Annotated in this window: 20 protein-coding genes; 12 read left to right on the plus strand and 8 right to left on the minus strand. The window is 65.5% G+C overall.

Annotation, left to right across the window (positions count from 1 at the left end):
* Positions 1-22 precede the first annotated feature (22 nt).
* The 4 genes from E7V67_019755 to E7V67_019770 all read right to left on the minus strand — a co-directional run bounded on the left by E7V67_019755 (position 23) and on the right by E7V67_019770 (position 6,054).
* Positions 23-421, minus strand: a complete 399-nt coding sequence (locus tag E7V67_019755; protein WUR11917.1) for an MAPEG family protein — start codon at positions 419-421, stop codon at positions 23-25.
* A gap of 12 nt (positions 422-433) precedes the next feature.
* Entirely contained in the window at positions 434-3,796 is a 3,363-nt protein-coding gene (locus E7V67_019760; GenBank protein ID WUR11918.1) for a PAS domain-containing protein, read from the minus strand.
* Positions 3,793-4,911, minus strand: coding sequence for a hybrid sensor histidine kinase/response regulator (locus E7V67_019765; protein ID WUR11919.1), 1,119 nt, complete (start codon positions 4,909-4,911; stop codon positions 3,793-3,795). Before E7V67_019765 ends, E7V67_019760 begins: the two co-directional genes overlap by 4 nt.
* Before the next feature lie 165 nt (positions 4,912-5,076).
* Positions 5,077-6,054, minus strand: coding sequence for an aldo/keto reductase (locus E7V67_019770; GenBank protein ID WUR11920.1), 978 nt, complete (start codon positions 6,052-6,054; stop codon positions 5,077-5,079).
* 81 nt (positions 6,055-6,135) lie between these two features.
* On the opposite strand from E7V67_019770, the gene E7V67_019775 reads away from it, so the two are divergent.
* The gene (locus E7V67_019775; protein WUR11921.1) at positions 6,136-7,047 is read left to right on the plus strand and encodes a LysR substrate-binding domain-containing protein; all 912 of its coding nucleotides are present in this window, start codon (positions 6,136-6,138) and stop codon (positions 7,045-7,047) included.
* A gap of 33 nt (positions 7,048-7,080) precedes the next feature.
* A complete protein-coding gene (locus E7V67_019780; GenBank protein ID WUR11922.1) occupies positions 7,081-7,590 on the plus strand; it encodes a GAF domain-containing protein in 510 nt (169 codons plus the stop codon).
* 38 nt (positions 7,591-7,628) lie between these two features.
* On the opposite strand, the gene E7V67_019785 is transcribed toward E7V67_019780, so the two are convergent.
* The gene (locus tag E7V67_019785) at positions 7,629-8,468 is read right to left on the minus strand and encodes an HDOD domain-containing protein (protein WUR11923.1); all 840 of its coding nucleotides are present in this window, start codon (positions 8,466-8,468) and stop codon (positions 7,629-7,631) included.
* 166 nt (positions 8,469-8,634) lie between these two features.
* Between E7V67_019785 and E7V67_019790 the strand changes: the two genes are divergently transcribed.
* The 5 genes from E7V67_019790 to E7V67_019810 all read left to right on the plus strand — a co-directional run bounded on the left by E7V67_019790 (position 8,635) and on the right by E7V67_019810 (position 14,137).
* The gene (locus E7V67_019790; GenBank protein WUR11924.1) at positions 8,635-9,315 is read left to right on the plus strand and encodes a hypothetical protein; all 681 of its coding nucleotides are present in this window, start codon (positions 8,635-8,637) and stop codon (positions 9,313-9,315) included.
* Between the two features lie 158 nt (positions 9,316-9,473).
* Positions 9,474-10,244 (plus strand): PEP-CTERM sorting domain-containing protein, encoded by a 771-nt coding sequence (locus E7V67_019795; protein ID WUR11925.1) that lies wholly within the window; start codon positions 9,474-9,476, stop codon positions 10,242-10,244.
* A 264-nt stretch (positions 10,245-10,508) separates the two neighbouring features.
* Positions 10,509-11,342, plus strand: a complete 834-nt coding sequence (locus E7V67_019800) for a PEP-CTERM sorting domain-containing protein (GenBank protein WUR11926.1) — start codon at positions 10,509-10,511, stop codon at positions 11,340-11,342.
* Between the two features lie 489 nt (positions 11,343-11,831).
* Positions 11,832-13,019: a hypothetical protein gene (locus tag E7V67_019805; GenBank protein WUR11927.1), complete on the plus strand. Its 1,188-nt coding sequence runs from the start codon at positions 11,832-11,834 to the stop codon at positions 13,017-13,019.
* A 425-nt stretch (positions 13,020-13,444) separates the two neighbouring features.
* Entirely contained in the window at positions 13,445-14,137 is a 693-nt protein-coding gene (locus E7V67_019810; GenBank protein ID WUR11928.1) for a PEP-CTERM sorting domain-containing protein, read from the plus strand.
* 90 nt (positions 14,138-14,227) lie between these two features.
* Here the strand turns inward: E7V67_019810 and E7V67_019815 are convergent, their stop codons facing one another.
* Both E7V67_019815 and E7V67_019820 read right to left on the minus strand, forming a co-directional pair.
* The gene (locus E7V67_019815) at positions 14,228-14,584 is read right to left on the minus strand and encodes a hypothetical protein (GenBank protein WUR11929.1); all 357 of its coding nucleotides are present in this window, start codon (positions 14,582-14,584) and stop codon (positions 14,228-14,230) included.
* Complete coding sequence (locus E7V67_019820) at positions 14,581-14,772, minus strand: hypothetical protein (protein ID WUR11930.1); 192 nt, start codon at positions 14,770-14,772, stop codon at positions 14,581-14,583. The genes E7V67_019815 and E7V67_019820 overlap by 4 nt, the downstream gene beginning before the upstream one ends.
* 21 nt (positions 14,773-14,793) lie before the next feature.
* Here E7V67_019820 and E7V67_019825 point away from each other — a divergent pair, with 21 nt between their 5' ends.
* From E7V67_019825 to E7V67_019835, 3 genes are read left to right on the plus strand one after another with little or no spacing between them, the layout of a single operon-like run.
* Positions 14,794-15,375, plus strand: a complete 582-nt coding sequence (locus E7V67_019825) for a hypothetical protein (GenBank protein ID WUR11931.1) — start codon at positions 14,794-14,796, stop codon at positions 15,373-15,375.
* 17 nt (positions 15,376-15,392) lie between these two features.
* Positions 15,393-15,626, plus strand: coding sequence for an AlpA family phage regulatory protein (locus E7V67_019830; protein ID WUR11932.1), 234 nt, complete (start codon positions 15,393-15,395; stop codon positions 15,624-15,626).
* A gap of 26 nt (positions 15,627-15,652) precedes the next feature.
* Positions 15,653-16,444 carry a hypothetical protein gene (locus tag E7V67_019835; protein ID WUR11933.1) on the plus strand — a complete coding sequence of 264 codons (792 nt, stop codon included), beginning with the start codon at positions 15,653-15,655 and terminating at the stop codon, positions 16,442-16,444.
* 26 nt (positions 16,445-16,470) lie between these two features.
* Here E7V67_019835 and E7V67_019840 read toward each other — a convergent pair whose 3' ends face one another.
* A complete protein-coding gene (locus E7V67_019840) occupies positions 16,471-17,793 on the minus strand; it encodes an integrase family protein (GenBank protein WUR11934.1) in 1,323 nt (440 codons plus the stop codon).
* A 256-nt stretch (positions 17,794-18,049) separates the two neighbouring features.
* Here E7V67_019840 and mutS point away from each other — a divergent pair, with 256 nt between their 5' ends.
* Together mutS and E7V67_019850 are read left to right on the plus strand one after the other, a co-directional pair.
* The gene (gene mutS / locus E7V67_019845) at positions 18,050-20,680 is read left to right on the plus strand and encodes a DNA mismatch repair protein MutS (protein ID WUR11935.1); all 2,631 of its coding nucleotides are present in this window, start codon (positions 18,050-18,052) and stop codon (positions 20,678-20,680) included.
* The gene (locus E7V67_019850; GenBank protein WUR11936.1) at positions 20,677-21,741 is read left to right on the plus strand and encodes a hypothetical protein; all 1,065 of its coding nucleotides are present in this window, start codon (positions 20,677-20,679) and stop codon (positions 21,739-21,741) included. The genes mutS and E7V67_019850 overlap by 4 nt, the downstream gene beginning before the upstream one ends.
* The last annotated feature ends 20 nt before the right edge of the window (positions 21,742-21,761 follow it).

Here is a 21,761-nt window from a genome sequence, read left to right on the forward strand (position 1 = left end):
CGGCGCAGCCCCGTGGCGCGCTTCAGTAATGGCTCAGGAGCGCGTAAATCACCATGCCCAGGCCTGCCAGCGACACCAGCCAGACCAGCGACCGCACCACCGGCACCCCCATTGCATACAACGGCACGTAGACGATGCGCGCGCCCAGGTACAGCCAGCAGCCCCACCACGTCAGCGTGCCCTCGGCGCCGGCGGCATGCGCCGCCAGCACGGCGGCGGCGAACAGCGGCAGCGTCTCGAACAGGTTCAGTTTCGCGCGTTCGAGGCGCGCCGTCACCTTGCCCGGCGGCGGCGCCGCGCCATCGCGCGCGCTGGCGTTGTACATGATGCCCGTCTCGCGCGTGCGCAGGGTCGAGTGCAGCAGGATCTGGACAATCGCCAGAACCAGGGTCCAGCCCAGCAGATACAGTTCCGTGCTCATGATGCCCTTTCGTCAGTGTGGATGATCGACCGGCGCTTGCGCGCGTGCCGCGTCCAGCGCGGCCTGCAGCTCCATCAGGTCATACGGCTTGCGCAGGCAGGCGGCCGGGAAGCCCAGGTGGTCGAGCGCTTCCTTGCCATAGCCGGTCGAGAAGATCACCCGCATCGGCTTGGCGGCCACCACCCGGCGCGCCAGTTCGATGCCGGACATGCCGGGCAGGCTGACATCCGTGAACAGGATGTCGAAGTCCTGCGTCTGCATCAGCTCCCAGGCCGCCTCGCCATCGGACACGCCGGACACCGTGTGCCCCAGCATGCCCACCAGTTCGCACACCATCTGTTGCGAATCGAGGTTGTCCTCGACCACCAGCACGCGCAGGGAGGCGTCGCGCTGGATGGCCGGTGCCGGCTCCAGCAGCTCGCTGGCGCCACCAGCCCGCGCTTCCAGCACGCTGCGCTGGCGCGCCTGCGCCAGCGTTTGCTGCGCGCGGTTGTTCAGCACGTGGCGCAGCTTGCGCGCCAGCTCCTCGCGCCGGTACGGTTTGCTGAGCAGCTCCAGGCCCTCATCCAGCCGGCCGCCGTGCACGATCGAATTCTGCGGATAGCCGGACGTGAACAGCACCGCCAGGTCCGGCCGCAGTTGCTGCGCGATGCGTGCCAGCTCGGGACTGCGCAAGGGACCAGGCATGACCACGTCCGTGAACAGCAGGTCCACCGGCTCGCCCGACTCGATGACGCGCAACGCCTGCTCGCCGTTCTCGGCCTGCAGCACGCGGTAGCCCAGCGCCGCCAGCATGTCCAGCACCACGTGGCGCACGCCTTCGTCGTCCTCCACCACGAGGATCGTCTCGCTGCCACCCGTGACCGGCCCGCTGCGCGGCGCGATGTCGTCCGTTTCCGCCTGCATCGTGCGCGGCAGGTAGATCTTGACGCTGGTGCCCTGCCCCGGTTCGCTGTAGATCTTGATGTGGCCACGGCTCTGCTTGACGAAGCCATACGCCATCGACAGTCCCAGCCCGGTGCCCTCGCCCTCCGGCTTGGTCGTGAAGAACGGCTCGAAGGCGCGCTGCAGCACCTCGGGCGTCATGCCGCAGCCGGTGTCCGTCACCGACAGCATCACGTACTGGCCGGACGGCACGTCGACCAGGTTGTTGACGTAGTACTCGTCCAGCACCGCGTTACCCAGCTCGATGGTCAGGCGCCCCGCGCCCTGCATCGCGTCGCGCGCGTTGATCGCCAGGTTCAGGATCACGTTCTCGATCTGCCCCGGATCGACCAGCGTGTTCCACAAGCCGCTGCCGACGACGACGACCAGTTCCACCGCCTCGCCCAATGCGCGGCGCAGCAGTTCGTCCATGTTCGACACCAGCCGGCCCAGGTCCGCCACCACCGGCTGCAGCGGCTGGCGCCGGGCGAACGCCAGCAGCTGCGACGACAGCTTGGCGCCACGCTCGACGGCGCCGATCGCCATCTCCAGCCGGCGCCGCGCCACCTGGTCCGCCTGCACATGCTGCGCCAGCAGGTGCAGGTTGCCCGAGATGATCTGCAATACGTTGTTGAAGTCGTGCGCGACACCGCCCGTCAGCTGGCCCACCGCTTCCATTTTCTGGGCTTGGCGCAGCGCTTCCTCGGCCTTGTCCCGCTCGGCGATCTCGCGCGCCACGCGCTGCTCCAGCGTGTCGTTCAGGTCGCGCAGCGCCGCTTCGATGCGGCGCCGCTCCGTGATGTCGATCTTCACGGCGATCAGCGCGACGGGCTGCCCCGCCGCATCGTCCAGCCGGCTCATGCTGCTCGAGATCCAGACCCACTCGCCGTCGGGGCGGAAGTAACGCTTCTCCAGCGTGAACGGTGCGCCCGTCGCCACTAGGTGCGCCACCAGTGCGGTGTTGCCGGCCTTGTCGTCCGGGTGGATCAGGTCGTCCATGTGCAGGCCCAGGATCTGCTCCTCGCCGCGGCCCAGCATGCGGCACAGCGCCCCGTTGACGCGCTGGAAGCGCCCGTCCAGGCTCAGTTCCGTCAGGCCGACGGAAGCCTGGCCGAAGATCGCCGCGAGCCGGTCCTGGCTGGTGCGCAGCTCCTGCTCGATCTGCCGCCGCTGCGTAATGTCGAATGCCACGCCCACGTAGCGCCGCTGCGCCTCCGTCGCCCCCTCGATCACCTCGCCCTGGCGCGCCACCCAGCGCACTTCGCCGGTATCGGCACGGCGGATGCGGTACTCCGAGTAGGCCAGCGGATTGTCGCTGCCCAGCCGGTTCGGACCGACGCGGTCGCGGTCCTGCTCGTCGATCATCGCCACCAGCAAGTCTTGCGTCACCTCGACGTCCTCGGCCAGGCCCCACACGCGCCGGAACTGGCCCGACACCATCATCTTGCCCGTGGCGGGGAACCACTCGAAGCTGCCGATGCCGCCGGCCTGCTGCGCCATGCGCAGGCGCTCCTCCGTGATGATGCGATCGGTGACGTCGACGCCGTCCACGAACACGCCGGTCACGCTGCCGTCCGGGGCGCGCAGCGGCTGGTAGACGAAGTCCAGGTAGCGCGGTTCCAGCGTGCCGCCCGGCTGCTTCAACAGCTCCACTTTCTGCTGCCGGCCGACATAGGGCTGGCCGCTGGCATAGACGCGGTTGAGCAGGTCGATGAAGCCCTGCGAACGCACCTCCGGCAGCGCCTCGGCCAGGCGCTTGCCGATGATGTCGCGCCCGCCCACCAGCTGCTGGTAGGGCCGGTTGGCCAGCTCGAACACGTGCTCCGGCCCGCGCAGCACGGCCATGAAGCTCGGGGCCTGCTCGAACAGCTCGCGCAGCAGCGTCGTCTCTTCGCGCAGCCGGCGGTTCTCCTGGTCCAGTTCGGCGCGGTCCTGCGCGGCCAGGCGTTCGCGCCGGACCCGCTCCGTCACTTCCACCACGGTGCACAGCACGCCGCCGACGGCGCCGCAGCTGTCGTAGACCGGCGTGTAGAACAGGTCGAACCACACCTCTTCCGGCGCGCCGTTGCGCAGCACGGTGAAGCCGGCGCCCAGGTGCTGGCGTGTCTCGCCGCGCAGGCCCGCGTCGAGGATCGCACGGTTCCAGTCCCATATCTCGGGCCAGGTGCCGGGAACCGTGCCGCCCAGCGCGGCCGGATGGCGCGCCGCCGCGATTTCCGCGTAGCCGTCGTTGTAGATCATGACGTGCTCGGTCCCCCACATCAGCACCATCGCGATGGGGGAGTTGAGCACGATGTCGACGGCCGTGCGCAGTGCCGGCGTCCACCCGGCCGGCGCGCCCAGCGCGGTGGTGCTCCAGTCGAAGGCGCGCACCAGGTCCCCGGTGGCACCGCCGCCACGCGGCACGTACGAGGCGATGCCGCCCAGGGCGGCGCTGTCGGGGCAGTTCATCGTGGCGGTTCCTGCATAGCCGGCCGCGGCGCACGCGGCAACGTCACCGTCAGCGTGGTGATGCCATGCTCCGATACCGCCGCCACGTCGCCGCCGTGGGCCCGCACGAAGGTACTGGCCGTGTACAGTCCCAGACCCAGGCCCTGGCCGGACTTGCGGCTGCTGTCACGGTGCTGGAACGGCTCGAAGATGTGCGCCAGCCGCTCGGCGGCGATGCTGCCACGGTTGACGATGACGATGGCGACACGCTCGGCGCCGCGACCGTCCACGCGCACCTGCACCGGCTGGTCCGCCTCGCCATGCTGCAGGGCGTTGCCCAGCAGGTTGGACAGGGCCTGCGCGAGCAGGCCGGCGTCCACCGGCGCGACCGGGTCGCCACTGCATTCGACCTGCACACGCGAGGGCCGCTCGGCCACGGTGAATTCGTCGGCAATCGCGCGGCACAGCTGCTCGAGGTCGTGCGGCGCCGTTTTCAGGTGCATGTCGCCGCTGCGGATGCGCGCCAGGTCGAGCAGCTGGTCCACCATCGAGGCCATCCGCTTCGCGCTGCTCTGGATGCGCTGCGCCGTCACGGCCACTTTCGGATGGTCCGTCATCATCGGCAGCAGCATGGCGCCGTTCATGACGACCGACAGCGGCGTACGCAGGTCGTGCCCCAGCACGGCGGTGAACATCTCGTTCAGGTGCAGCGCCCGGCGCAGTTCCTCCAGCTGCTGCGACAGCTGCTTCTTCTGCTGGTACAGCTCGACGAACACGTTGACCTTGCTGACCAGGGCCTTGGCGTCGATCGGCTTGTACAGGAAATCGACGGCGCCGGCCTCGTAGCCGCGGAAGCTGTAGCTCGGCTCGCGCGAGGCGGCCGTCAGGAAGATCAGCGGGATCGAGCGGGTGCGCTCGCTGCCGCGGATCAGCTCTGCCAGTTCGAAGCCATCCATGTTCGGCATCTGCACGTCCACCAGCGCCAGCGCCACTTCGTGCGCCAGCAGCAGCTCCAGCGCCTCCGCGCCGGAGGCCGCCTTCAGCAGGGCGATACCGGGCCGGGCCAGCAAGGCCTCGATGGCGATGAGGTTCTGCGGGACGTCGTCCACGACGAGGATGTTGATCAAGGCTGTCACAGCGGGTCTGTACTCTGGTAACGGTTCGTTTCGACAGGGCGTAACGAGCCGCCGGCCCGGCGGTGGTTCCCGTGGGCCGGCGGCTCGCTGCGCCCTTTTTCGGCAAGGACGAATGGTACCAGCATTTGTCAAAATGACAGCGCATGGTTGAATCCGGCAGGCCAGTCAGGCGTTCAGCCCCTTCATGCCCTCTGGTGAGTATCGTTCCCCACTGGCAATCCCAGGCGGGAAGGCCGCATCGATCGCCGCCAGGTCGGCGGCATCCAGCCGCACCGCCAGGGCGCCCAGGTTTTCCAGCAGGCGGTCCGGGCGGCGGGTACCGGGAATCGGCAGCACGTGTGCGCCGCGTGCCAGCAGCCAGGCCAGCGCCAGCTGGGCCGGCGTGCAGCCCTTGGTCACCGCCAGCGCCCGCACGGCATCGGCCAGGCCGGCATTGGCCCGTGCGTGAGGCCCGGTGAACCGCGGGTTGAAGCTGCGGAAGTCGCCCGGCGCCAGGCTGGCCGTATCGACACTGCCGGTCAGGAAGCCACGTCCCAGCGGGCTGTACGCACAGAATGCCGTGCCCAGGTCGCGGCAGGCCTGCAGCACGCCGCCCTCCGGGTCGCGCGTCCACAGCGAATACTCGCTCTGCACGGCGGCGATCGGGTGGATCGCGGCGGCGCGGCGCAGCGTGGCCGGCGCCACCTCGCACAGGCCGATGGCGCGCACCTTGCCTTGCTCCACCAGGCGCGCGAGCGTGCCGATGGTCTGCTCCAGTGGCGCGGCCGGGTCCAGGCGGTGCGCGTAATACAGGTCGATCGTCTCCACGCCCAGCCGGCGCAGCGACGCCTCGCAGGCCGCGCGGATGTACGCGGGACTGTTGTCGATGCGGCGCGCGTAGCTGCCCGGCGTGCGCACCAGGCCGAACTTGGTGGCGATGCGCACGGTGCCATGGCGTCCGCGCAGGAAGCGGCCCAGCAGTTCCTCGTTGTGGCCGCAGCCATACGTATCGGCCGTGTCGAACAGCGTGACGCCTTCGTCGGCCGCGCGGGCCAGCGTGCGCAGCGACTCGGCATCGTCGCTGGGGCCGTAGAACTCGGACATGCCCATGCAGCCCAGGCCCAGGGCCGATACTTCCATCTCCGCCAGTTTGCGTGTCTTCATCGCTTCCTCCTTGATCGATGCAGGCATTGTGCGGCGCGGCCGGCAGGGGAGGAATGTCGCAAATCGTGATACCTTTTCGGTATGAGAGCCCTCGATACCCGCGCCCTGGAGCTGTTCGTCGCCGTGGCCACTTGCCTGAACTTCCGCCAGGCGGCGGAGCGGCTGCACATGACGCAGCCGCCACTGAGCCGCGCCATCCGGCAGCTGGAGGAACGCCTGGGCCAGCGCCTGTTCGAGCGCGACACCCGGCACGTGGCGCTCACCAGCGCGGGCAAGGCGCTGCTGCCGCGCGCACAGCGCATCCTGGCGCTGCTGGACGAGGCGCTTGGCACCGTGCGCGCGCTGGGCGACGGCACGGCCGCGCCACTGCGGCTGGGATTGACGACGGCGGTGCAGGCCGGGCTGTTCCGGCCATTCACGGAAGCGCTGGCGCGCGCGCTGCCGCAGCCGCCGGTGCTGCACGCGGACGCGTCGCCGAAGCTGGTGGCGGCGCTGCGGGCCGGCAGGCTCGATGCCGCCGTCATTGCGCTGCCCACCCGCACGTTCGAGCTGGCGGTGGCGCCGCTCGGGCCGCAGCCGCTGCTGGCCGCGCTGCCGGCCGCGCATCCTTTGGCGCGGCGGCGCCAGGTGGCACTGGCCGACCTGGCGGACGACAAGCTGTTCTGGTTCGAGCGGGCCCGCCAGCCGGCGTTCTTCGATCATTGCCACGCCGTGTTCGCGCGCCATGGCTTCGCCCCGCGCCTGTTGCGCGAGCCGCAGGACCATCACGTGCTCCTGGCCGGGATCGCGGCCGGCCAGGGCATCGCCTTGCTGCCTGCTTCGTTCGCGGCGTTGCGCCTGCGCGGTGTCGTCTACCGCCCGCTGCGCGAAGGGATCGAGCTGGCCGTCGGGCTGGGGCTGGCGAGCGGTGCGACATCGCATCCGGCCAGCGCCACGCTGCGGCGCATCGCCCAGCAGCATCTGGCTCAGGCGCGGGGGCGCAAATCAGGGTAACATCGCGGCTTTCCCAACATTGCTGCACACGTCATGACTTTCCATCTCAGCGACACCACCTACGGCACCGACACGCCGCAAGCCAAACAAGCCATGTATGCCGACCTGCGCTCGCAGCTGGCGGGCCTCGTGCACGGCGAAACCGACTGGATCGCCAACACGGCCAATTTCAGCTCCCTCGTGTTCAACACGATGCCGGGCCTGAACTGGGCCGGCTTCTACTTCCTGAAAACGCAGGACGAACTGGTGCTGGGCCCGTTCCAGGGCAAGCCGGCCTGCATCCGCATCAAGCGCGGCCGCGGCGTGTGCGGCACGACGGTGGAAAAAGGCGAGGCGATCGTCGTCGCGGACGTGCATGCCTTCCCTGGCCATATCGCCTGCGACGTCAACTCGCGCTCGGAGCTGGTGGTGCCGGTGTTCTCGAAGGGCGAGATCATCGGCGTGTTCGACCTGGACAGCCCGCTGCCGAACCGCTTCGACCAGGTGGACGCCGAAGGCATCGGGTCGCTGGTGAAGATCCTCGAGCAGACCCTCGAGGCTTGATTTTGTTTTCCTGAAAACCCGGGTCTGTCCCGGGTTTTTCAGACCAGCAGCGCCGCGCTCATCGACTTGGCCTGGTCGGCCGCCTCGTCCAGCAGCGCGGCCACGTCGGGTTCGTTGAGGTAGCGCGTCAGGGCTGGCGTGCGGGTCAGCGCCAGGTCGTCCGTGTACGGCAGCGGCGACGCCACCGGCGACAGTTGCCGCGCCAGCAGCAGCGTATCGCGCAGTCCCTGCGGCGGGATGCCGATGGCACCACCGCGCAGCGACACGATGGCGATCGCCACCGGCTCCGGCACCTGCAGCTTCTTCATGATTTCGCGCGCGATGATCTCCTGCGCCGCGCCCATCCACTCTTCCGGATCGTCCAGCAGGCCGGGCAGCGCATCCGCGCGGCCCAGCAGATAGAAGCCGCCCACTTCGTGCATGATGCCAGCGAACAGCGCGGTGTCGGCGTCGATCTTCGTGATGCGCTGGGCGATCACGTAGGCCAGCGCCGCCACGTGCGCGGTGTAGCGCCACAGCTGCTCGGCCTGGATGCGCAAGGCCGGGTCGGCGATGCGGGCGCCGAACTGGCGCACCACCATCGCGGCGGCCAGCGAATACAGGTTGCGATAGCCCAGCCGCATCACGGCCGTGCGCACACTGGTCGCCAGCGCGGCACCGTTCGAACGGAACACGGCCGAATTGGCCAGCGCCACGGCACGGGCGGCCAGCACCGGCTCGGCCAGCAGCTTCCTGATGACGTCTTCGTCGTGGCAGGCCGGATCGGCCAGGCACAGCTGCAGCGACAACGCCGCGTTGACGCTGGTGGGGAACACCAGCTCACCTCGCTGCGCCTCGGCGACGATGGCGGCGAAATCCTTCAGTTTTTCCTTTTCCATGGCGCCACTATACCTGTGAATACCATCTCTCAAGTAGTGCGCCGAACGAAACAGCGCCAAATCCGCCGGGCACATCCGGTACTGCCATCTATCGCAGATGATTGTTACCAAGAAAAAGTATACATTATTGCTTTCAGCAATTTATTTCTTGCTACCAAATCCGCCGATGACTGCAATCCCGCCTTCGCTGCTCCATCGCCTGTACTTTTCCCCGCTGCGCTGCGTGCCTGGCCACCGTCATTTCATCGCCAGCGGTCTCGTCCTGGCCGCTGGCACGGCAGCGTTATGGCTGGCCGATGCGCAGCGCGGCCGCTGGGGCGGCGCCGTGGTCGCGCTGCAGGTCGTCGTCACGCTCGGGTATGCGCTGCTGGTACTGATGCGCTATGGCTGGTCGTATCCGGGCACGAACATGATCGCCCACGGCAACGGCCACCGGCGCTGGACCATCCACATGGGCCCGGCGGTTTCGCTGCTGCCGTGGTACTACGCGCGCCAGCAGCCGGCCTTCATCACGGAAGACATTTACCGTATCCTGCATCGCATGGACGACGCCGGCATGACGGCCACGATCAGGCTGGAAAGCCACCTGCTGGCCGATCTCGCCACCCGGCGCGCCGGCGCGGCCCGGCTGCGGCGAACATTTCCACACTGGCAGGTGACCGATGAACTGAATCCGTCGCCGCTCGCCGCGCTGACGGCATGGCAGCTGACGCGGCTGCATGCGGCGTTGCGGCGGCGGCGCGGCGAGGGCCGGCCGGCACCGTTCCGGGCCGGGGCGCCGGTGGGGCTGATCGTGCTGGAGGTGCGTACGCGCGCGCGGGATGAAAATGGCCGGCAGTTCGGCTGAGTCCCGGCCGCGGCGACGCGACGGCCATCGTCGAGTTGTTTAAATGTCGCTGGACCGCTCGAACCGTCCTGCGGCGCGGCTTCCTGCGGTAGCATGCACGGGCCAGCGCAGCAAGCCCTCGCGCGGGCTCGTTTCCCCATCACCGACCGGAGGCATTGATGAAATCGCCGTTTCGTCTTCCAGCCGCGCTCGCGGCATCCTGCCTGGCCCTGCTGGCCAGCCCCGTCCTGGCCGATGGCAACGCGGCATCCCGCCTGTCGAACGTGCAGTTCAGCACGCTGGACCTGACGCCCGATGACGGTGCCGCCGCAGGCTACGAGATCGTTGCCATCGCCAACTCCCAGGTGTTCGCGTCCTACTCGCAGCGCGGCAATCCGGGCGAGCAGAATTTCTTCCTGGAGCCTTACCAGCCTGGCGTGGCCCGGGTCGACTACGGTCCGTCGTTCGGCGAAGGCAGCACGAGCGGCGCGATCGGCGCGCTGGACACGCGCGCCCGTGGCACGGCCGAGCTAGACACCTTCGGCCACGCCGGCGCCCACAGCATCCAGCGCGTCCTGCTGACGTTGCGGCCCAATACAGTGCTGATCGTGGGCGGCCACGTCGATACGCTCGCCACGGCCCATTTCGACCAGATGCGCTACGACGCCGTCAGCAGGGTCGATGTGGGCCTTATCGATGCCGCCGGGCGTCGGGTGGACATGGCGCAGATCAGCTACACATCGGTGGATGGCGGAATCGACGAGCTGCACGACGACTTCGCCCTGCGCTACGAGAACAGCAGCGCCAACGATCTTGCCGTGACCCTGGACCTGCATGCGCAGGCGGCGGTATTCGCGATTCCCGAGCCGGCAAGCTGGGCCATGCTGTCGGCCGGGCTGCTGTTGCTGGGCGCGGCAGGCAAACGCCGGACAGCATCCCGCGGCAAGTAATACCCGGGCTGCGGTAATTGCCTGGGATGTGTTTTTCGTGTTCCGTTGGGACAGCTGCAAAGATGACGGGCGCGCTCGCGCGCGGCAGCGTGGCCCGACGCGTTCCAGCCGAAATCAGCGCCACCAGAAGCGGGCTCCGCCGTGCGTCGCGACGTTTCGGGGGTCCCAACGGGGAGCATGGGAGGCGTGACGACCTCAACAAAATGAAGCTATACTGCGAAAGGCAGCATTATTTAAATATTAACTAGTATAAGGCAAGTAATAATGAAAATCCGCGCCAGTTTGTTTGCTACGGTCGCCCTATTGAGCAGCGCATGTCCCGCGATGGCCGAGTCAACCGTACATTTTTCTGTCGGCCCCGTCACATACACGCTGGTCGACCTGGCGCCAGACGATGGCATTGCGCCATCGCTTACATTCGGCAATTTTGAAACACCACGGATCCGGGCCGAGTACAGCAAGATCGGCGCAGGTGCATGGGACGGCGTCCTCGCGGGTAGCAGCACGGTCTACGGCGACCCACTGCTGCCGGGAGAGGATGCAACGTCCTTCAAGAGCAGCGGCAACTCGACAAGTCATGCCGCTATCAGCGACTGGCGCGACCCTGCGACGCTGCGGATTTCACTCGACGGACACATCGATCGCCGCGGCGAGAAGGCCAGCGCGGAGGCAAAGTTGTATACAGGCGCGATGGTATTCGAGCTCTCGCCCAACACCGCTGTCAGGTTCGCAGTCAAGACCAGGGTTGACGCGCTTCTGAATGAAGATCCGCAGGCATTGTCAGGCCTGTACACTTACGCCAATCTGGCCGTGCATAGAGCCGGTGAAGACTGGTGGCCGGCCGAAGACGCGTTCCACGGTTACTACGGCACAAGCGAGAATCCCGTCGTCCATCAATCGGTCACTCTGGTCCAGAGCTTGCACAACGCAAGCGCAGACTTTCTGTTCGGCGCGGTCGAACTGAACACGGAAATATCGTTGTTCTCACAAGGCCGGGTGCCATCGGTCCCGGAGCCGGCAACCTGGGCAACGCTGGCAGGCGGCTTGGGCCTGCTCGGCTTGTACCGCCGTCGGGTGCACCGCTCTTCTACTCGCTGACATCGAGACCGCAGCGCAGGCGCACCCGATCGCACCTGCGCTGCGCGCCGTCCAAAGCGCGCCTTCTGGCAAGGCTCATGCAAGCTCGTACCCTGGCCAGCGTTGGGCGCGCTCGGACACCGTAATCGCTCCCTGCGGTTCTTGCATCGAGCGCTCTCCAAACGAGTGAATCACTCCTGCCGGTCGCGCGCCTGTACAGCGCACACAACAACCAGGTAACGCAGCGCGCCTTCTGTCGCCCCGACCCAACCATCCGCCCGGAACAGGTAAAATGCACCCCTGACAACCTGCGCCACCCCGGCGCGCCAGCCTTGCCGACTTCCAGAAATGAACGTTCCGGCCGAAATCAACGCCGCCGCCGTCAAGCACAGCCCTGCCGAAAAAGTGACTCCGATGATGCAGCAGTGTGTTCTCGATCGGAATGCAGTGATGAGCTAAGTTTGCTACGCTGAAAACTACGCCTGTGGCGCATGGGACATAGGAGCATAAATGGAAGTTCTGTTCGAGCGTGAATCTCTCTACAAAGAAGTGTGGGCCACGCCTATGACTGCACTTGCGAAGAAGTACCTACTTTCGGACAGTGGGATCCGCAAGGTGTGCGTGGCCCTTTCAATCCCACTGCCTGGAAAAGGTCATTGGGCGAAAGTTCAGGCCGGCCATCGGTTGCCCATCCCTCCGCTGCCCCCGACAGATGGACGCACGCACTTTTCTTCACGTGTACCTGACTCCACCGACAAAGCTCCATTTGACACCGACGACTGGCTCAGAGATCGAATCGCTTTCGAAGCCGCCCCTGCAAATGCGATTGTGGTATTCCCCGATCTAGTGAAACCTCATCCACTTGTAAGATCCGCCGCCGCTGCGGTACGTACTGAGATCAACGGCCTACAGCGTTCACGCGCGCATGCTGAGAGACCCAAGAAGCGAAAACCAGGGGCTCCGTGGGAGCCGGATTGGGGGGCGCTCTCTAGACCAAGCTGGCGCCGATATTTAGAGACGGGGGTCATGGAGATCGATCCAGCAGTACTTCCGCTTCGGGTATCGATCGAGTCTGCAGACCGAGCACTGCGCCTATGGGATACGTTACTGAAAGCATGCGTAGCACGTGGGCTACGCATCGAAATGGGCGACCGACGGGTCGAAGTGAGCGATGGCGCCGAGACCGTCAAGCTGCGGATGTCCGAGAAAGTTGAGCACGAAAAGCGGCCCGTCGAACTAGGCGAAAATACCGTTTTGGCACGAGCGCCGACTGGTCGCCTTCGAATATTCCTTGGCGTGATCGCTTCGGAAACGAGTATCGAAGACAGTCCCGATCAGGCACTGGAGCAACAGCTAAACGATTTCATGGCTCGCATATACCGCGCACTCGCTTCTAGCCGCCGATGGCATGCGGCATTGGCGGAGCGAAGACATCGCGAGGAACAAGTAGCCCAGTTGAGAGCGCAGGAGCGTGCTGCCGCCGAGGAAGTAGCCCGGCTCCAAAAAACTGAAGTCGAGCGGACACGTGAGTTGGTTGCAGAGGCAACCGCCTGGAAAGACGCTCAGCGCATCCTGGCGTATGTCAACCACATCCGAGGTTCTGCCAGTGCACGCGGTATGACGCTGCCTGCTGAATGGGCAGCATGGGCCGAGTCTGTGGCCGCGTCGATGGACCCAACGCGAAAAAGGCTCGAATGAAGAGGTCTGCTCACTTCACTCCGGCGCCTGGGAGCACGGACACCGTCTAGTTAGTCGCAAAACGCGCACGAGCTGTCTAGCAGTTAAACGCGGCGGGATTCGGTACCAGCTCTCAGACCCGTCATATACGCCATCATAACGATGACAGCCGGAGAGCACCCCGTTGTTACCCTACGGTGTCACATAGTCTCCAGTCGAGAAATCCATTCATGGGGCCCTCTACTGTATACGCGTACAGCATATCGCACAGGGCAATGCCGCTGCCTTCATCGCCTGATCTTATTGCTTGATCGATGGCACTGTCGCGTTTACACTTCGGTGATGGTGCATTTTTTATAACATCGCGGCTGGCTGTGCATCGCCATGGTCGTCATCTCATCCGTTCCGGTCCTTTGGCTGCCTAATAACTCTATCAAGGAAGAAAAATGAAACAGCTCCTCGCTCGTCTGATCTTGCTCGCCTGCAGCCTTGCTGCCGGTACCGTGCAAGCCGTACCCGTCACTTTCACCACTGTTTCCACCGGCGATGCGGGGGAATTCGACTTTTACTCGGGGGACCGCGGTTTAGGCACTTTCCAAGGTATCGGGCCGTACACGCTGACTGTGAGCGGATCGATCGACAATGCCGAGTCATGGCAAAGGACTGTTCTCGACATTACGTTGACCGTCAACGGCAAGACGAATCGCATGCAGGCGGAAGGGGTAGCTGTCACCACGCTTGCCACCCGCCACGATGGGTCAGGCAGTGCCACAACGGTGCTGAGCCAGAGCTTCACATCGCCCTACAACGAGTACGGCCCGGTGTTCTACTTCCACCATTCATTCAGATTTGATCCGCAGGTTCTTGGCACGTCGCTGCCGTCTGACACGGGCGATGCGCCTCTGCAGAGCCTGGGCGGAAGCTTTTCGCTGAGCTTCGAATACAACAATGATGCTTCCGGCTTCGTGTTCGGCACCGCTTCGGGCAACTACGACCACGGCACGTTACAGGTCATCGGCGCGGTACCGGAGCCGGCATCATATGCGACGTTGCTCGTCGGGCTGGCACTGGCCGGCGCGTTTGCCAAGCGCCGGGCGCCAGGCACAGGGTGCCTCAAGGACGCTTCCCTGACAGGCTAGTCCATCTTCTCGGCCAGCACGGTCGCCCGACAAACGTTGTACTGCCCCGCCACCTGGATCAGCTTAACCGTCGTCGCGCCAAACGACGGATCATTGAGCGGGGTCAGCTCCGGACACGACGCTGTCACCAGTGGCTCCGGCCCGACCGGTGATGGCCTCGTTGATGTTGCGCAGCTGGTCAGGATCATGGCGGCAATCGCGATACACAGGATTGTCGCGCACGATCGTCTCGACACGGCCTTGAACGGTGGTGTTGCGCACCACGATTTTTGATATGGCATCTGCTGCCCCTTCCATTGCGAGTTTGCGGGTTTCGACAGTGGCTTTGTCGACGGCGGACTGCTTGGCGATCTCGCCGTCGCGGCCAACGCCGGTGCCGTACCAGAAGGCCCCAGCCGCCGACGCCAGCCAAAGCACGCCGGCGCCCAGAAGAACGTACGGGTTCATGACAGCACCGCCAGGCAGTGCCGCGTTAGGCTCAGCCGCTTGTCGTAGCCGATCGAATCGCCCACTCGCTCGGTGCCGTGGCCCAGGTTGATCAGGTCCGAGATCGCGTCCACGTTGCCGGCGTCGGCCAGCTTGTTGCAGCCGATCTTCCACCAGAACCAGGCCGCCGACAGCGCGGCGCCGGGCACCGTCTCCAGCCAGGCCCAAACATGCCGATCACAGCCAGCGCGCCGGCCACCTCTCGGTGCGCGTTCCGGCCGGTCAATTGGAACATCTACCAGCGCGAAGGCGACAGCCTGGCCGGCTTCCCCGCCGAGTTCCTGACGCTGTTCCAGCTCGAGCAGCGGCTGGCGGCGGCCCGAGCGGCGCAGCAGGACGCAGGCGGCGCAGGAGCAGCCCAAGAGTGCAAGTGCAGCGAAAAACCGCAGGTGCTGCAGGTGCCGCTGACGGAAGTCATCGTCGAGGCCGCACACGCTGCGGACGCGACAGGCCGCATCGCCCTGACGTACACCGACCAGGCCGGCCTCGATCGCGCGACCGGCATCGCAAAGGACTTTGTACGCGAGCTAGTCAGCACCCACCGCGCGTTGCAGCAGGCCGTCGAGCAAGACCCGCCGACCGGCGTGAGCGTGGCCGAGCTGACGCAGTTGCGGCGCGACCTGGAGCGCTCCGCGTGCTGGGGCACGGCTGAAGCCGCTGACGTGTGCCGCCGGGCCGGCAACGTCATTGAGCGGCTCCTGGGCGGCCTGAGCGCGTCCCAGCTGGCGCCCGTCGCGCGAGCGGCAAACTGAACGAACCGGAGTACTTGATGAAACCGATATACGTTGAGCTGGAGGATGTCGCCAGCCTGGTGACGCTGGCAGCCACCACCATCCAGCGCCTGGTACGCGAAAACGAGTTCCCGCGCCCGCGACAGCTGTCCGGCCGGCAGGTAACCTGGCTGTTGCGCGAGGTCGAAGCCTGGGCGGAGGAGCGCCCAATATCGATCCTTCCGCCACCACCAAATACTGGTCGTCGATCCTCCGACAGCGTGGTAGATTAGGCTTTTTTCTTTGTGCGGGGATAGCTATGAACGAAGGTGAGCCAGTGGTGCTGCGGGATGACAGACGTTTAGTCTACTCGGAGTATGCATTCTGGCTCGCCTGGGCATTAATTTTCGCCCTCGCAGGCGCCTACGATATAGCAGCGAGACACGGCTCCAAAAGCACTGGGATCACTATCGATCATTGGAATCCCGGGCTTCTTTGGGGATTTTTCCCCCTGTTTATAGTCTTTCTAAGCAGACTGGTTTTTGGGGATAATCCAATTGCTGCTGCGCGAAAGGCAGTAAGAGAAGTGGCTCGCGCTGATGCAAACCGCAACACCGTTGAGAAATTAAATTACTCGGCGTTGTCTGCACTCACGCCTACTGAACTCTTCGCCTATTACGCCGCGCATTCGCGCTCCTTGGCTTCGTCGCTTCACAATAGAGCAGGCGTGTTTTTATTCATCGGAGGCACGATGGCAGCGGTAGGAATAATGCTCTTCTACAACCTCGTCGATCTCGATAAGTTGAGCGAAAAGATTCCTCATATGACTTTTGCGGACTGGATCATTATCTCAGCTCCAAAGTTCGGCCTATTTCTCTCAGTCGAGGTGATTGCGTTTTTCTTTCTGCGCCTGTACAGGTCGGCCATGGATGAGTTCCGCCATTTTGAGCACATTCAACGGCGACGTGAGGAAATGGTCGTCGCATTAAAGATTTGCCAGCACTCACCTGATCAGAGTGCCACTGAGAAACTTGTGCATTCGAGCGCCTTATTCTCGAGCCCGTTTTACACTCAAAGAGGGCGAAACAAACGAGATTCTCGAATCACGTAAACTCGAGAAAAGTGAACTAGAAATCATCAGCAAAATGATCGATGTGATAGCCGGCAAGAAATAGATTCGTTGCTCAACTCTGTCAGGCGATTGTGCAGGCACGTCAACCACTCACGCCTTTCGCGATCGTACGCATGGCGGTTGTAAACGCCTTTGACTCCGGGCTTCATGTGCCCCAGGATTGCCTCGCCGACCTCATCCGGACAGCCCAGCGCGGCCAGCACCGTGCGTGAGCTGCGGCGCAGGTCGTGCGGCGCCCATCGCTCCACCGGAAGACGCGGCCTCTCGTACGTTGGCCGCGTCTTCGAATATGGCATGTGCATCCACACCGCGCAGCCGATCGTCTTCTGCTCCACGTGCCCAACGTCGCCCGACGACGGGAAGAGGTACCCGCCCTTCGCCACGTCCAGCCGGCGCCGCACAATCGCTTCAGCACGACCAACCAGCGGCACCCGAAAATCAGCGGCCTGCTCCCGCCAGCTATTCTTCGTCTTTTCCTTCGGTACCGTCCACCACAGCCCGTCCTCCTCGTTGGTGATCTCGCTGGCATGCATCGCCATGATCTCGGAGCCGCGCGCGCAAGTCCATAGGTACAGCGTCAGCGCGTCCTCCACCAGCCGCGAGAAGTTCGGTAGCCAGGGCACGAGCGCCGCCAGCTCGGTCTCGCTCAGCACGCGCTTGACCACTCCCGTAGCCGCCCCCTGAATTGTCCTGCCCTTGCTGCGCAGCTTGCCCCGCAGGATGAGGCGCCACCAGTTCGGCGCCGATTCCGGCAGGCGGCCGCTGTCGAGCGCATATTCCCAGGCGGCGCCAATCTCCGCGCGCAGTTTCCCCGCCTGAACGGGCGTGTGTGCGTGGGACTCGATCAGATCGAAGGCGATCGACCTGGTCACGTCAGCCGTAGGAAGGTCGGCGACGTCGCCCAGCATCGTCTCGAACATGCGCCGCACCTCGGCCGCTCCCTTCTCGGCCCAGTTCTTCTCAACGTGGCGGGTGAGGTACGTTTCGCACATCTTCCCGACGGTCAGGGCAGCCAGCACCTTCTGCTCGCGCTCGGCGGCATCCTGCTTCTTCTCCTCTGCACGCGCTTGCCGCTTCGCCGCGCTGACGTCCGCGCCCTTCAAGCGGTCGGCGCGCAAACGCTCCCATTCCACGGTTGCGGCCGAGATAGACGTCGCTGGCCATTCGCCGATCTTCGTCTGTTTCATCCTCTGGTCGACCGGGCTTTTGTATCGGTAAATCCATGTCCGCTTGCTGGCGGTCGCCTGCAGGCGGAGACCTGGGCACTCGGAAATGGTAAAGTGTTGACCGGCCTCTAACAGTTTGGCCGCGCGTACATCGAATGGCATTTCTTCCTCATGTGGCGCAGGCCCGGCGTAGGTTTTGACCAATTCGACGGGCAATAGAGGATTGTAGCGTAGCTTCTACTTTCGATCATGGGAAAAGTTACGCCGATTAGCAGAGTGATGCGGAGTATACCGGCATGTAGCGACTAGAGCGACGAGCAACCTACACCGACGCATTCACCAAGGATTTCAAAGACTTACGATGAAAATTGCATCAATTCAAGAGGTTAGCGGAACCTCGAAAGAGAAGATCACCCCAATGATGCAGCAGTACCTGCGCATCAAGGCCGAACACCCGACGATGCTGGTGTTCTACCGCATGGGCGACTTCTACGAGCTGTTCTTCGACGATGCCGAGAAGGCAGCGCGCGTGCTGGGCATCACGCTGACCGCGCGCGGTTCGCAGGGCGGCGTGCCGATCAAGATGGCCGGCGTGCCATTTCACTCGCTGGACGGCTACCTGGCCAAGCTGGTCAAGCTGGGCGAGTCGTGCGCCATCTGCGAGCAGATCGGCGATCCCGCCACCAGCAAGGGACCCGTCGAACGCAAGGTCGTGCGCATCGTCACGCCCGGCACCCTGACCGATTCGGACCTACTGCCGGAAAAGTCGGAACGCCCGCTGCTGGCGATGTTCGTGATGGGCCAGCGCAAGCAGCACACCGCCGGCCTGGCCTGGCTGTCGCTCGCCTCGGGCAACCTGCGCCTGATGGAGTTCTCGGGCGAGCAGCGCGCCGTGCAGGCGCGCCTGCAGCAGGAACTGGAACGCATCGCCCCGGCCGAGATCCTGCGTGCCGACAGCGGCGAGCTGTTCGACGAGATTACGATCTGCCACGTCAACAACGTGCCGGAATGGCACTTCGACGTCGTCCATGGCTATAAAGCCCTGCTGGACCAGCTGGGCGTCGCCACGCTGACGGGCTTCGGCGCGGACGGCCTGGGTGCCGCCTTCGGCGCGGCCGGCGCGCTGCTGCGCTATGCCCAGTCCACGCAAGGGCGCGGCCTGCAGCACGTGAAGAGCCTCGCGTGCGAGACGGAAAACGAATACATCGGCCTGGACGCGGCCACGCGCCGCAACCTGGAGCTGACCGAAACCATCCGCGGCCAGGAATCGCCCACGCTGTTCTCGCTGCTGGACGGCTGCCGCACCGCGATGGGTTCGCGCCTGCTGCGCCATTGGCTGCACCATGCGCGGCGCGACCAGGCCGTCGCCCGCGCACGCCACGATGCGATTTCCGCGCTGATGCAGGATGACGCGACGGGCTCGCTGTCGTACCACCTGCAGCACGTGCCGGACATCGAGCGCATCACCACGCGCGTGGCCCTGCTGACGGCCCGTCCGCGCGACCTGGCCGCCCTGCGCGACGGCCTGCAGCAGTTGCCCAAGCTGCAAAAGTCCTTGCAGCGCGTGCTGGAGCTGGACAACGCCGACAGCCTGCTGCGCCGCACCCACGATGCGCTGGCCACGCCGGAAGCGTGCGTGGACCTGCTGATGCACGCCGTGATGCCGGAGCCGGCCACGATGGTGCGCGACGGCGGCGTCATCGCACGTGGCTTCGACGCGGAGTTGGACGAGCTGCGCGGCCTGTCGGAAAACGCCGGCCAGTACCTGGTCGAGCTGGAGGCGCGCGAGCGCGCCCGCACCGGCATCGCCAACCTGCGCGTCGAGTACAACCGCGTGCACGGCTTCTACATCGAGGTCACCAACGGCCAGGCCGACAAGGTGCCGGACGACTACCGCCGCCGCCAGACCTTGAAGAACTGCGAACGCTACATCACGCCGGAGCTGAAGGCCTTCGAGGACAAGGCGCTGTCCGCCCAGGACAAGGCGCTGGCGCGCGAGAAGATCCTGTACGACCAGTTGCTGGCCGACCTGGCGCCGTTCATCGGCACCCTGCAATCGATCGCCCAGGCCGTGGCCCAGCTGGACACCCTGACGGCGCTGACGGAGCACGCCCTGCGCAACAACTGGTGCGCGCCGCAACTGGTGCCGCATGCCTGCATCGACATCGTGGCGGGCCGCCACCCCGTGGTGGAAAACCAGATCGAACGCTTCATCGCCAACGACTGCAAACTGGTCGACGAGCGCCGCCTGCTCTTGATCACGGGCCCGAACATGGGCGGTAAATCGACCTTCATGCGCCAGGTGGCGCTGATCACGCTGCTGGCCTATATCGGCAGCTACGTACCGGCCGAACGCGCGACGATCGGCCCGATCGACCGCATCTTCACCCGCATCGGCGCGACCGACGACCTGGCTGGCGGCCGTTCCACCTTCATGGTGGAGATGACGGAGGCGGCCACCATCCTGAACGGCGCCACCGAGCACTCGCTGGTGCTGATGGACGAGATCGGGCGCGGCACCTCCACCTTCGACGGCCTGGCGCTGGCCTGGGCCATCGCGCGCCACCTGATCGACACCAGCCGCAGCTTCACCTTGTTCGCGACCCACTATTTCGAACTGACGCAGCTGCCGGAAAGCCATCCGACGGCGGCCAACGTGCACCTCTCGGCCGTGGAGCACAAGGACAGCATCGTGTTCCTGCACGCCGTGCAGGACGGCCCGGCCTCGCAAAGCTACGGCCTGCAAGTGGCCCAGCTGGCCGGGGTGCCGCAGCCCGTCATCAAGGCCGCGCGCAAGCACCTGGCGCGCCTGGAAGCACAGGCGCTGGATGCGACGCCTCAGCTGGACCTGTTTGCCGCCCCGGTACCGGACTGCGACGACGAGCCGGCCGCGCCAGCGGCGGCGCCGGCCACCAGCCCGGCCATGCAGGAGCTGATGGCCGCCCTGGGCGAACTCGATCCGGACGCGCTGTCGCCACGCGAGGCGCTGGACCGGCTGTACCAGTTGAAGCGCCTGGCCGCGCCCGCGCTGGCCGCCACGCCGGCATGAAGCCACTGGCCGCACGCATGCTGATGGCCGTGGCGCTGGGCGCCACGTGCGCCGGCGCGCTGGCGGCTCCGGCGGAACCGGCCAGCGATGCGGCGTTCGAGTTCATCGTGATCGGCCATACCTTTCCCGGCGAGACCGGCGACGACGACCTGAAACGCACCATCGCCCGCGCCGACAAGGCCAGGCCCGCGTTCGTCGTCGCGGCCGGCATCAAGTCAGCCAGCGAGGCCTGCAGCGACAAGCTGTACCAGCAGCGCAAGGCCCTGCTGAACAAGTCGGACCGGCCGCTGATGGTGGTGCTGGCGGCGGGCGACTGGACCGATTGCCGCAACTCGGCCGGCCGCTCCAATGCGCTGGAGCGCCTGAACCGTATTCGCGAGCTGTATTTCGACAACCGCGAGTCGCTGGGCGAGCGCAAGCTGGAGCTGAACCGGCAGTCCACCATCACGAAGTTCCGCAGCTACGCGGAAAACGCCTACTGGGAACGGGGCGGCGTGCTGTTCGCCACGATCAACCTGCCCGCCAACAACAACCACTACCTCAGCGAGGCCGGGCGCAACAGCGAGTACGAGGACCGCTTCGTTGCCAACCGGGCCTGGCTGCAGCGCCTGTTCGGCATGGCGAAGCGGCGCAAGCTCGAAGGCCTGGTGCTGTTCTCGGACGGCGACCTGCAGGCCCATGTCGAGCAGGGCTTTTCGCTGCTGGCCGGGTTCTCGGCCAGGCAGGACGGCTTTGCCGAGACACGCAAACTGGTGCGCACGCTGGCGCAAAAGTATCCGGGCAAGGTGTTGCTGGTCGATACGGCGCGGCCGGTGCCCGAGGCGGCCGGCGCGAAGGGTGCGGAGCCGGCGGGAACGTTGTCGTGGCGTGGGAACCTGGGCCACGTGACGCTGACCGGCGAGTGGAACGCAGTGCGCGTGGAGCCCGGCAATGCCGGCCTGTTCACGTTGGTGCCGGACAGCCATCCGCCGCAGGCCGGCAAGGGCGAGGCTAGGAAGGCGGAGAAAGCGGAGAAGGCGGAGAAAAGCGACAAGCCCGGCAAGGCCGAGCGCGCGCCCTGAAATGACATCGGGCCGCCAAG

Origin of the sequence: [Empedobacter] haloabium (assembly GCA_008011715.2) — a bacterium.
Taxonomy (GTDB): Bacteria; Pseudomonadota; Gammaproteobacteria; order Burkholderiales; family Burkholderiaceae_D; genus Rugamonas; species Rugamonas haloabia.